The following is an 11100-nucleotide window of genomic DNA, read 5'->3' as shown; positions in this document are numbered from 1 at the left end:
TACGCTTAAGGCGGGTGCGGCCGGCCATGGTCAACGTCCGGTCCTCAGAAAGGTCGGCGCCCGGCCTTTCTCGAGTCGCACTGCGGTCAGCCTGCCGTTCGCGAAAGCGCCCGTATCGATGCCGACGCGCCACCCCCTGATTTCGGGCTCGCTGGCCGGCGTGTGGCCGTGAACCACAATCACGTTGCCGTCGCCGGCCTCCTCGAGGAATGGGTCGCGAATCCAGATCAGGTCCTCGTCGGTCTGCTGGTCGATCGGCACCCCCGGGCGAATGCCGGCATGCACGAACTGGTGCCCGGGCACGGCAAGGCCGATCGGCAGCGACCGCAGGAAGTCGAGATGGGACTCGGGGATCAGGCTGTTGAGGTCGGCGGCAATGGCGCGCGCGCCGCGCGCTCCCCCTGCGACCGGTCGGTCCCGCATTCCATACGATCGAGCAGTTTCGAGCCCGCCGAAATCCATCCATTGCGCATTGGCAACCGGATCGGCCAGGAAGTCGAGCAGTAATTGTTCGTGGTTGCCCACCAGCGCAATGCGCCGGAAGCCCGCCGGGGGCGCCGACATCAGGTGTCCGATGACTTGCGCCGAGTTGGGGCCACGATCGACGTAGTCGCCCAGGGTCACCAGCCAGCGCTCGCCCTCGCCGACGTCGGCCGCATCCTCGACGATCATCCGCTCAAGCTGCAGCAGCTCGTCGAGGCAGCCGTGAATGTCGCCGATCGCGTAAATGACCGCCGGCCACTCGCTCGCAGTCAGCCTTGCCCGAGTCTCGACGGGAGAGGAAACGGGCCGTCTCCGGCCGAACAGCGAGCGAAGAGTATCGAGCATCAGTGCGATGGATGGTGACCGCTGCGCGCCACTCCCGCAACCCCCGTCGCGACGATGGCGAGAAAGAATAGCGTGTTGGCCTGAATCTCAAGGCTGAAATCGACCAGCGAGTGCGTCGCCCCCACCACCAGCACGCCGAGCCCGGCAAGCTTCGCAGTCCAGTCCGCCCTCACCTTGCTGAGCCCTCCAATGATGCGGACTCCCGCGGCCAGCAGCAGCACTATCGGGATCGAACCAGCAACCAGTCCAAGGTCGACCCACAGCGCCAGGTAGCTGTTGTGGGTTCTGTCCCAGACCATGTCGGCACTCACTGGTGCCTGGTGGAACAGCGGGTAAGCCAGCTCGAAGGCTCCGCCGCCATAGCCCACGAAAGGCCGGGCGAGGATCATCTGCACCACCTGCGCATAGAGGTCGAGGCGGACATCCGATGCGCTCTCGACCGAACCAAGGCGCTCCAGCAGCCCCTGTCCGTAGGTGAAGAAGCCGAGGACGATCGCCAGTGCGAAGATCGGCAGCAGCGCGAACAGCCTTCCCTGCCGGCCGGAGTGCGCAACGCTAACGACGATGATCACCAGGCTTCCCGCAATGGCGGCGGCGAAGCCCATGCGCGATTGCGTTGCAAACAGCGCCGCGACGATGATCGCATAGGCGAGCAGATAGAGCAGGATCATCGGATCGAACCGCCGCACTATGGGCACGCCATCCTCGTCCTCGCCATGCACCAGCTTGCCGGCCGCCAGCGCCATCGCCACGACGCCGCCGAACGCCAGGAAAGTCGCAAAGGAGTTGCGATTGACGAACGTCGCCGTTGCGGAGCCGGCATAAGCCCATTTCGGCAGGCCGAGTATCGTGTCGCCGAGCTGCACCAGCGAGACGAAGCCGTAGATCGCGTAGAGCGTGACGATGATCAGCGCCGCATTCAACACGAACGACTTGCGCCGGTGATTGGTCGTGACCTGCAGCATCAGCAGGTAGAACACCGCGTAGGTCACCATTCGCATCAGCATCAGCCACGTCGACTGCGGCGCGAGGCTGATGGTGTTCGGGGTCAGCACTGCGCCATCAGGCGTGACGATCGACAGGTACTGCCTCACCTGGTCTGCCCACGGCCCCAACAGGCTAAACGGCACCGTCTGCAAGATCAGGAAAAGGCCCAGCAACAAGGCCAGGAAAACCGACAGCCGCATGTACTGAAAGCCGTAGCGGGCAGCCTCGTTCAGCCGGCCCAGCCGAATTGTGTAGAAGGTGCCGATTAGCCCCACCACTACCGCTGTGACCGCCCAGAAGAACCCCCGGTTGCTGCCGAGCGGCACCGGAGCGAGCGCCACCACGAGCATCAGCAACCGCGCCACCGTATCGTTCAGTTGCGACTGTCGGCTCCACAGCGCCGGCCGCGCCATGCGGCGCCCATGTTCGGGCCGAGTCGTGGTGATCTCGATCTGCGACATGCTAACTCCCGACTGCCTGTCGTGCCGCCGAGCCGACATGCGACACGAAACGGCGCTGGTCTGCCTCGGGCATCGTCTCGACGATGGCCGTTATCCGCTCGCGGAAATCGGCCTGTTGGACATATCGTTTGGCGATGCTGGAAATCCCCCGAATGCTGGCGACCAGCATCTTGAGATCGCGATCGTGGTTGGCGCGCACTTCCGGCGCGAGCTCGGCGAGATGATCCTCGGCCAGCGGGACCCGCAGCTCCGCGATCCATTGCTCGGCGGCCCCCGTCTGCTGCGATTTCAGCAGCCGCTCGTTCATGCCGGCCGTGTCCCCGGTCAGTTCCGACGTTAGCGCCCCAACATACCAGGCATAAGAGGAACTCGGGTTCTGCCGCACGATGGCGTCGGCGGCCTCGAGGCAGTGTTCGCTCACCTGCGACTTCCGGTCAGTCGGCTGCAAGCGTCCGTACAGCGACGAAATGGTGCGGACGCAATTGTCGAGCACCAGCCGCTCCGATGCAATCGAAGGGCCGGGCGAGGGGTTTTTCGCCGCGAGCGACGCGAAGCGCTCTGCATCTTCGATGCCACCGGTAAAGTACGGCGAGGCCTCTCGCAGTCCCACCCATCCTCCCGCGGCGAGCAGTGCAAGCGAGAGAACTAGTATGGTCTTTCTTGTACCAGAACCACCAGCCATGCGTCATTGCCAGTCGATGTCGGAACTACGTCTGTTGATTAGGCACTTAGGCGCATCACAAGCAAATTGTTTTGATTGCCAGGCTTAACTTCCACGCCTCGCAAAGGCTGCACCGGGTGCCCGAGGAGGGCCGATTGCACCTGCATCCGCAGGCGTGCCGCGCTATGGTTCCGCACCCACAAGCGAGTGATTCAGATGAGCATTTCCTACGACGCCGTTCTTGCCGACATGGTCAGCGTGGCGCGGCAGGCCGGCGCCCTGACCCAAGGCTATTTCAAGCGATTCCGCGACATCGAGATCGGCATCAAGGGACCGGCCGATTTCGTCTCCGACGCCGACAAGGAGTCCGAACTCCTGATCCGCAAGTTCCTGTTCGAGCGCTATCCTGACTGGAGCTTCACCGGCGAGGAATTCCCGCCCGTCGACAAGGCTGATCAGGAATACCGCTGGCTGGTCGATCCGATCGACGGCACCACCAATTTTATCAACGGCATGCACTACACCATCTCGATCGCGCTCCGCCGTGGCAACGAGACGGTCGTGGGCGTGCTCTATAACCCGCCGGCCGACGAGCTGTTCACCGCCATCGCCGGGCAGGGCAGCTTCATGAACGGCGAGCAGTTGCAGGTCTCCGAACAGACCGATATCGGCCTCATGAACATCGGCACCGGCCTCCCCACACCCGGCCTCTCGCTCTACCCCGGCGCCTACGAGCGCCTCGACGCCATCCGCGCGCCGGTCGGGGCCGTCCGCATCGTCGGCAGCGCCGCCAATTCCTGCGCCTATGTCGCGATGGGTCGGCTCACCGGCTATTTCGAGGAAACCGGCTTCGTCGACACCGCCGCCGGCATCCTCTTCGTCCAGGAAGCCGGCGGCATCGTCACCGACTGGTGGGGCAGGGGCCCGGAATACTACGAACAGACCGGCGCCATGATCGTCGCCAACAAGGCGACCCATGCGTACCTGATTAAAAAGTTGAAGGACGTGCCGAAGAAGGAGCGGAAGGGGGTGTAGCGCACACGCCGCCACGAACTCGGTGCCCCCTCTCCCCCTTTGGCGGGGGAGAAAGCGAAAACTTGGGCTTAGCGCAGCTAAGTCCTTAGTTTTCGCAAGAGAGGGGGTGCGGAGCCAATGTGCCTTCCAATACCCCTCTCTTGCGATTTCTAGGACTTAGCCAAGAGGCTAAGCCCAAGAAATCGCATTCTCTCCCGCAAGGGGAGAGATGACGAGAGATCGAGTTCATCCCAGCGCGGCTGCCACGCCCTCAGGATCGTCCGTCGTAATCTGATCCACCCGCAGCTCCAGCAGTCGCGTGATCACCGCCATGCCGTCGTCGTCGGCCCGCCGCACTGTATACGCATCGATCCGCCGCCCATGCGCGTGGAACGCCCCGATGATGTCGAACCCATCCCGGTCCGCCTCCAGCACCAGCCGATACTCGAGATAATCCAGCTCCGATTTCGGCGAAGCCGCCACCGCATCGGCGACAAAGCCCGCGTAGTCGCGCGTCTCCATCAGCCGCTCCAGCGCGCCCTTGTGGCAGGGATCATACCCGATCCGCAGCCCCGGCACGTTCTCCGAAAGCAAGCGCACCGACTCCGCATCCCCCGACGACAGGATGAAATGGCGCGCCACCGGGCCCAAGGCCCCAGCAAAGTTCGCGACCACCGCCGGATTGAGCGCCGCTGCATCTTCCTTGTAGTCGAGCTGCAGCAACCCCTCGGGATGCGCCCCGTCCCGTGAAATCAGCGCCGCGAGATCCTCCAGCAGCATCACCTTGTCGTCGATCGGCTGCCCGGCATTGTCGCGCAAGTGCAGCCCCCGCAGCACTTCGGCCGACGTCTCTCGCACCAGCCCGGACCCAGTCGTCTCCCGCTCCAGCGACAGGTTATGCAGCACCGCCATGCCGTCGTCGGCGTGGATCACAAGGTCCACCTCGACGCTAGCGCCCAGCTTCATCCCCTCGATGATCCGCCGCCCGGTGAACACCGGATCGGTCGCCCTCCGCCGTCCGCGGTGCCACTTGAAGAACGTGCGATGACCCTCGCGGGTCACCGAAATCGCGTCGGCCATATCGTCAGTTGCTCCGGTGGATCGCCGCGTTGTCGCGATAGGCCGCGAAGGCCCGCGGCCTGAGGTCGATCGACTGCCCATGCGACCAGTCTCGCGCCTCGCTGGTCATCGACTTGAGCCGCGCCCCATCCGGCAGCTCGATATCGACGATCGCATGCGTGCCGTAGTCGGTAACTCGGTGGATCCTGGCCATGCCCGCGCCATTCGCCGGCACGATCTCCAACGCCTCGGGCCGAACTGCCAGCGTTGCCGCCCCATCGCCCACCGGCACCGGCACGACAAAGCCGGAATGTGCAAACGTGCCATTGGAGACCGTCCCCTCCACCAGGTTCATCGTCCCGATGAAGCCCGCGACGAACGGCGTCGCCGGTTCGCGATAGACCACGTCCGGCGCCGCCGCCTGCTCGGTTCGCCCGTCGCGCATCACCACGATCCGGTCGGCCAGCGCCAGCGCCTCGTCCTGCCCATGCGTCACGAACAGTGTGGTGATCTTCAGCCGCTGCTGGATATCCCGAACCTCTTCGCGAAGCCGTTCGCGCAAGTGCTGGTCGAGACTCGCGAACGGCTCGTCGAGCAGCAGAATCTTCGGCTCCAGCACCAGCGAGCGCGCCAACGCCACGCGCTGCTGCTGCCCGCCCGAAAGCTGCGTCGTCGCCCGGTGGCCAAAGCCGCCGAGCCCGACCAGCTCCAGCACGGCTTCGACCTTGCGCTTGATCTCGGCCTCCGGCAATCGCCGCAACTTCAGCCCGAACGCCAGGTTCTTGAACACGTTCATATGCGTCCACAGCGCATGGCTCTGGAACACCATGCCGGTCGGCCGCTTCTCCGGCGGCACCCGCGTCACGTCCTCGCCGTCGATCGCGACATGCCCTGAGGTCGGGGTTTCGAACCCACCGATCATCCGCAGCAGCGTCGACTTGCCCGAGCCGGACGGCCCGAGCAGGCACACCAGCTCGCCGTCGCCTACCGTGAGCGTGAAGTCGTCCACCGCCTTGGTGGTCGAAAAGCTCTTGGTGACGTTCTTGATGTCGAGCACGGACATGCGGGGACTTTCCTAACCGCCAAAGCCGCGGGCAAAGCTGCCCGAACTGATGACGCGGCGCGCGAACAGCAGCGCGATAAAGCTCGGCACCCAGAGCAGCACGGAAAGGACCGCGCCATACTGGATCACCGGCTGGTTGTTGATGAAACTGATCATCAGCACCGGCAGGGTGCGGATCTGCGGCGCGCCGATCAGCCAGGCTCCCTCCGTCTCATAGAACGTCCCGACAAAGCTCAGCAGCACAGCCGCCGCGATGGTCGGCCCAGCCTGGGGCAGGGTGATCGACCAGAACACCCGGAACGGCCCGGCGCCCACATCGCGCGCTGCCTCTTCCATCCGTCGGTCGACCGACTGGAACGCCGCCACCGGAATCCAGATCATGAACAGCAGCGTGCCGACGAGCTGGATCAGCACCACGCCCCAGAACGTCCCGATCAGGTTGAGGCTGAGGAAAATGCCGGCGATCGCCACCAGTAGCCCAAACTTCGGGAAGGCATGCCCGGCGAGGAACGAGAAGAACAGGATGTTCCGCCCCGGAAAATCCAGCCGCGCAAAGGCATAGGCCGCCGGCAGGCAAATGATCGCTGAGAGCAGCGTCACCATCGTCGCGAGGCTGAGGCTCGTGGTGATGGCGCTCCACACGTCGGCGCGCGCCAGCGTCTGCTGCCAGAACTTCAGCCCGAATTCCTGGGGGATCACCGAGGGGTAGCGCCACACATTGGTGAAGGCCCAGGTGCCCACCACCAGCAGCGGAAATACGATGACAACAGTCAGCACCACGGCAAAGAAGATGCCGGTCCAGTCGGTTCGCCGTTCAACGAGTGCGCGCGCCATCTCAGGGTGCCCGGTTCTTGGCGACGGAGCGGACGTAGAACAGCCCGAACACGAGGCAGAAGCAGAAGGCGATCACCGCCTGCGTGATGGCGTTGGTCGGATCGTTCAGGTCGCGGAACGTCCGCTGCATGAACGGCCCCATCATCTCCGGCGCCGCCGGTCCCAGCACGTAAGGCAGGGTGAAGGCTGAAAAAATCCCGAGAACGGTGAAGCTGACCGCCACGAGAATGGAATTGGAAATGCGCGGCAGGATGATGTGCCACAGCAGCGCAAGCCGCCCCGCGCCGACATCCCGCGCCGCCTCGATCGACTGGTTGGAAACGTTCCCCAGTCCCGAGAGCAGGATCAGCACGGTCAGTGGAATATTGTCCCACACCAGCCCGATCACGGGCCCCCAGGGGGTGAGGTAGGGCGAGCGGATATGCGGCAGCCCGACGGCATTGAACAGCAGGTCCACCGTGCCGTTCGGCCCCAGCACACGGATGATCGCGTAGCTCAGGATGATCGACGGCACGAACATCGGAAAGATCGCCAGCCCCTGCACATAGGCGGCAAGCCGCCCTTTGGCAAAGCGCAGGTACAGCGCGATGGGCAGGCAGACGAGCAGCAGCAGCAGCGCCGTGACCGTTGTCGTCCACAGCGTCACATTCAGGTTGTTCAGGCTGTACTGATCGGAAAAGAAGAACTTGTAGGTGTCGAGCGAGAAGCTCCGCCCGCTGCCTTCATTGGGCAGCCACACGGTGCGGGTGATCGCCGAGATGATCGGCCAGATCACCATCCAGCACACCAGCAAGACCGGAACAGCTACGAGCAGGAGGCCAACCGGCCTCCCGCTCTTTTTCGTTCCGACGATGTCGCTCGCCGGCGTGATCGTCACGCGCTGCGGTCCACGTTCGGTGCTACGTTGCGGTACCAGCCGTCGTTGATCGCCTTCTCCCAGTCACCGCCCGGGAAGGCCGGGATAGTGGTCGGGATCACGTCCTTGTACTTCTCGCGCAGGTCCTGGCTGACATAGTCCCACGCCACGCCCGGGAAGCCGCCGAGCTCGCTCAGCACGGCCGACTGCACTTCCTCGGTGAGGATGAAGTCGGCGAGCTTTAGCGCCGCATCCTTGTTGACGCCGTTCGAGAGCACGACCGATCGCGAGAAGCCACCCGGCAGCGCCAGATCCTGCAACTGAACGAGGCCGGTGGTCTCCGGCAGCACGCCGGTGTTGATCGCCTGGATCGCCTGGTCCGACCAGGCCGGGATCATGGTGACCGCCGACTGGCCGAGCAACTGGATCGACTGGGTGTTGCCCGAGGTGTAGGCGCCGTTGTCGAACAGCGAGCCGGAGAGGTCCTTGAGGATGTCCCAGGCCGGGTTCAGCGCGGCCTCGCCGGCTTCCTGCGTGTAGTTGTCGATCTTGAACTTGCCGAGGTCCTTGCCGTTGGCCTCGAGGATCGCGCGGCGCACGAAGTTGCCGCCCGAACCGCCCTTGTCCGGCCGGTTGTAGATGAACTGGCCCGGGTTCGCCTTGATCCAGGTGACGAGGTCGGCAAAGGTCTTAGGCGCATTTGCCGGGTCGAGCTTGGTGGTGTCATAGGCGAGCAGCACCTGCGACCCGCGATACGGCACCGAGAAGTCGCCGTCGAAAGCCAGCGGGTTGATCTTCGAATAGTTGGAGAGCCCGGCTTCCTTGATGTTCACATAAAGCCCGGCATCTGCCGCACCGGCCGGCAGCCGCCAGTCGGCGGATTCGAAATAGTCGGCCTGCGGGTCGGTCTTGGTCTGCATCGCGGCCAGAGCGCGCTCGCCGATCGCGGTCTGCCCGGCAGCGTCGCCGGCGTCCACCAGGTTCAGGGTGACGCCCGGATTGGCGGCCTCGAACTTCGGCTTCACGATGTTGGTCCAGAAGTCGAGGATGTTCTGGTCCGATGAAGTGTACCAGTCGATCCGGCCCGCTTCGGCGAAGGCCATACGCGGCAGCAACACCATGCCGGCGGCAGCACCGCCGACCGAAAGCATAAACGCACGACGTTTCATCGTTTTCTCCCTGGGTTCGCCTGCGGGATTATCCCCGCGGCAGGTCAATCTGACGCCGACCGTAGGAGCCCAGACTAATCTCGGCGGGCCCGCTGGCAAGCAAAAAATGGAATGGAAATTCCATTGTGACAGCGTCGCGTCCGTTTTATTCCGCGAGGCTTTCTGCCCCGCTTAAAGCCTACTCCGGTGACACTCAGATGACATCGATATCGGTCCGATTTCCGGGGCTTGTGGCCCCTATTGGGATCGTTCCTGCAGCAAGAAATGGCGGCCGACTTCCGCGAACAATTCGAGGTCGGCAAGCGAGTCTGTCAGCAATGTCTTCGGCTTTTCGCCGGTCGTGACAGAGTGATGGAAGGCGCCGAGCTCGACCCGGAAAGCATCCTCATAGAATGGCCCGATGATCTCGGTCCCAGTCGAGTGCAGATCCGACGTGGTGATCTCCAACCGAGTAGGGAGGTTCCGCACATACGGCGTGTCGTAGTTGATTTTGAAGTGCTGGTTCATGGTCAGCACTTCGATCCCCGCATCGAACCGCGCCACGTCGTGGATCACCGCCTCATAGAGCGCCGTGAACGTCCCGTAGTCGAACATCACCAGCACGTTCTCGCCCCGGTGCTGGCGCGCCGCCGCGACCGATTTCGGCGCGCCGAACAACTCGCGCATCGCCGAAAAGCTATGTGAGGAAAGCCCGGTCAGCACCTGATACGCCCGCAACTGGTCTGGCGCCGCCTCACCCATCACCGATTTCAGCAGCGCCTGCGTCTTCGTCCGCCCGTCCGCGATGACGTCCGCCGGCACGTCATCGGGCCGGAAGATGTTGCGGCTCTGGTCGACGAAGAACTGGCTCTCGCGGATCAGGTCGCGAATCCGCACGTGCCGGATTTCCTCGCGTGGCGGCAGCCGCTCCTTCAGCGCCGTAAACGCCGGCGCAAACCGCCGCATGTAGCCCACGAACACCGTCTTGGTGTTCCGCTTCTCGAGCTCCAGCAGTGGCCGCAGCTCGGCCGCCGTCAGCGCCGCCGGCTTCTCGATGAACACGTGCTTGCCCGCGCGAATGGATTTCTCCAGCAGCGGCGCATGCAGGAAATCTGGCGTCAGGATGAACACCGCATCAACGTTCGGGTCAGCGATCAGCGCCTCCGCCGACCCATGCCGCGTCTTCACCCCATAGCGCTCCGCCACATGCGCCACGAGGCTGGGGCTCACATCCGTCACCGCCGCGATCTCGAAGCGCTGATCGTCCGCCAGCAGCGGCAGGTGCATCAACTGCGCGACTTCACCGAGGCCGATCAGGCCAACTCTGATCTTTGCCATCACGCGATCGCCTGCATGTAGACGAAATTCCGCTTTGCCAGCTGCAGCGGCGTCTCCGCAGCGTTCTCGGCGATATCCTGCTCGACCACGATCGGGCGATCAAAGCCCTTGGCATCGAGGAACCGCATCACCGCCTGGATATCGACCGCGCCATCGGGCAGGGGAGCCATCACCCCCGCGCCATACGACGCCGCCACCGAAAGCTGGCCGTCCAGCACGCGCTGCCGCACGACCGCGTCGACATTCTTCAGGTGCATGTAAGCGATCCGCCCCCACACCTTCTCCATGTAGGCGAGTGGGTCCTGGCCCCAAAAAGCGTGGTGCCCGGTGTCGAAGCAGAGGTCGATTTCCGTCTCCTCGAGCAACCGGTCGATCTGTCGCTCGAACTCCACCGCCGTCCCGATATGCGGATGAAAACTCGCCTTCAGCCCGAACTCACCCTCGATCACCGCCTGCGCCTCGCGCACCGTGGCGACGAGCCCGTTCCAGCCGTCGCGATCCAGCACACCTTCCTGGCCCTCGGGGTACCAGTTGCTCTCGTCCATGATGACGAGGTGCCTGGCGCCAAGATCCTTCAGCAGAGGCGCCAGTTCCCGCAGCGTCGCCATCAGCACTGGCGCCGAGGCCCGGTCGCCGAACGTGTGAACATGCGTCGCCCCGATCAGCGTCAGCCCGCGCTTTTCGAGCTCCGGCCCGAGCACCGCCTTGTCCTTGGGCAGGAACCCGAACGGCCCCAGTTCCGTGCCGCGATAGCCCGACGCCGCCACCTGGTCGAGATACTCCTGCCACGTGTAGGCGTTGCCGGTGGGATAGTTGATGCCCCAGGAGCACGGGGCATTGCCGATAAACAT

Annotated in this window: 11 protein-coding genes; 1 reads left to right on the top strand and 10 read right to left on the bottom strand. The window is 64.1% G+C overall.

Annotation, left to right across the window (positions count from 1 at the left end; translation table 11 throughout):
- Window positions 1-30 precede the first annotated feature (30 nt).
- From AC1DWU_RS17365 to AC1DWU_RS17355, 3 genes are read right to left on the bottom strand one after another with little or no spacing between them, the layout of a single operon-like run.
- Window positions 31-828 carry a metallophosphoesterase family protein gene (locus tag AC1DWU_RS17365; RefSeq protein ID WP_477151259.1) on the bottom strand — a complete coding sequence of 266 codons (798 nt, stop codon included), beginning with the start codon at window positions 826-828 and terminating at the stop codon, window positions 31-33.
- Window positions 828-2276, bottom strand: coding sequence for an O-antigen ligase family protein (locus AC1DWU_RS17360; RefSeq protein ID WP_477151258.1), 1449 nt, complete (start codon window positions 2274-2276; stop codon window positions 828-830). Before AC1DWU_RS17360 ends, AC1DWU_RS17365 begins: the two co-directional genes overlap by 1 nt.
- 1 nt (window position 2277) lies before the next feature.
- Complete coding sequence (locus AC1DWU_RS17355) at window positions 2278-2958, bottom strand: hypothetical protein (RefSeq protein WP_477151257.1); 681 nt, start codon at window positions 2956-2958, stop codon at window positions 2278-2280.
- A 195-nt stretch (window positions 2959-3153) separates the two neighbouring features.
- Between AC1DWU_RS17355 and AC1DWU_RS17350 the strand changes: the two genes are divergently transcribed.
- On the top strand, window positions 3154-3972 hold the full coding sequence (locus AC1DWU_RS17350; RefSeq protein ID WP_477151256.1) for an inositol monophosphatase family protein: 819 nt from the start codon (window positions 3154-3156) through the stop codon (window positions 3970-3972).
- 225 nt (window positions 3973-4197) lie between these two features.
- On the opposite strand, the gene AC1DWU_RS17345 is transcribed toward AC1DWU_RS17350, so the two are convergent.
- The 7 genes from AC1DWU_RS17345 to AC1DWU_RS17315 all read right to left on the bottom strand — a co-directional run bounded on the left by AC1DWU_RS17345 (window position 4198) and on the right by AC1DWU_RS17315 (window position 11100).
- On the bottom strand, window positions 4198-5031 hold the full coding sequence (locus AC1DWU_RS17345) for a glycerophosphodiester phosphodiesterase (protein WP_477151255.1): 834 nt from the start codon (window positions 5029-5031) through the stop codon (window positions 4198-4200).
- A 4-nt stretch (window positions 5032-5035) separates the two neighbouring features.
- Window positions 5036-6073, bottom strand: coding sequence for an ABC transporter ATP-binding protein (locus AC1DWU_RS17340; protein ID WP_477151254.1), 1038 nt, complete (start codon window positions 6071-6073; stop codon window positions 5036-5038).
- 12 nt (window positions 6074-6085) lie between these two features.
- Window positions 6086-6907: an ABC transporter permease gene (locus tag AC1DWU_RS17335; RefSeq protein ID WP_477151253.1), complete on the bottom strand. Its 822-nt coding sequence runs from the start codon at window positions 6905-6907 to the stop codon at window positions 6086-6088.
- 1 nt (window position 6908) lies between these two features.
- Complete coding sequence (locus AC1DWU_RS17330; RefSeq protein WP_477151252.1) at window positions 6909-7784, bottom strand: ABC transporter permease; 876 nt, start codon at window positions 7782-7784, stop codon at window positions 6909-6911.
- Window positions 7781-8932, bottom strand: coding sequence for an extracellular solute-binding protein (locus tag AC1DWU_RS17325; protein WP_477151251.1), 1152 nt, complete (start codon window positions 8930-8932; stop codon window positions 7781-7783). Before AC1DWU_RS17325 ends, AC1DWU_RS17330 begins: the two co-directional genes overlap by 4 nt.
- Before the next feature lie 237 nt (window positions 8933-9169).
- Window positions 9170-10249 (bottom strand): Gfo/Idh/MocA family protein, encoded by a 1080-nt coding sequence (locus tag AC1DWU_RS17320; protein ID WP_477151250.1) that lies wholly within the window; start codon window positions 10247-10249, stop codon window positions 9170-9172.
- Entirely contained in the window at window positions 10249-11100 is an 852-nt protein-coding gene (locus tag AC1DWU_RS17315; RefSeq protein WP_477151249.1) for a sugar phosphate isomerase/epimerase family protein, read from the bottom strand. Before AC1DWU_RS17315 ends, AC1DWU_RS17320 begins: the two co-directional genes overlap by 1 nt.

This window comes from Devosia sp. P2_G7 (assembly GCF_056403495.1).
The sequence above is the reverse complement of the archived record's forward strand: the minus strand, read 5'-3'. Positions and strand labels throughout refer to the sequence as shown.

What these genes read in the sequence shown, in the direction of transcription:
- AC1DWU_RS17365 (WP_477151259.1), bottom strand. Translation starts at nt 828, where the DNA reads ATGCTCGATACTCTTCGCTCGCTGTTCGGCCGGAGACGGCCCGTTTCC.
- AC1DWU_RS17360 (WP_477151258.1), bottom strand. Translation starts at nt 2,276, where the DNA reads ATGTCGCAGATCGAGATCACCACGACTCGGCCCGAACATGGGCGCCGC.
- AC1DWU_RS17355 (WP_477151257.1), bottom strand. Translation starts at nt 2,958, where the DNA reads ATGGCTGGTGGTTCTGGTACAAGAAAGACCATACTAGTTCTCTCGCTT.
- AC1DWU_RS17350 (WP_477151256.1), top strand. Translation starts at nt 3,154, where the DNA reads ATGAGCATTTCCTACGACGCCGTTCTTGCCGACATGGTCAGCGTGGCG.
- AC1DWU_RS17345 (WP_477151255.1), bottom strand. Translation starts at nt 5,031, where the DNA reads ATGGCCGACGCGATTTCGGTGACCCGCGAGGGTCATCGCACGTTCTTC.
- AC1DWU_RS17340 (WP_477151254.1), bottom strand. Translation starts at nt 6,073, where the DNA reads ATGTCCGTGCTCGACATCAAGAACGTCACCAAGAGCTTTTCGACCACC.
- AC1DWU_RS17335 (WP_477151253.1), bottom strand. Translation starts at nt 6,907, where the DNA reads ATGGCGCGCGCACTCGTTGAACGGCGAACCGACTGGACCGGCATCTTC.
- AC1DWU_RS17325 (WP_477151251.1), bottom strand. Translation starts at nt 8,932, where the DNA reads ATGAAACGTCGTGCGTTTATGCTTTCGGTCGGCGGTGCTGCCGCCGGC.
- AC1DWU_RS17320 (WP_477151250.1), bottom strand. Translation starts at nt 10,249, where the DNA reads ATGGCAAAGATCAGAGTTGGCCTGATCGGCCTCGGTGAAGTCGCGCAG.
- AC1DWU_RS17315 (WP_477151249.1), bottom strand. Translation starts at nt 11,100, where the DNA reads ATGTTTATCGGCAATGCCCCGTGCTCCTGGGGCATCAACTATCCCACC.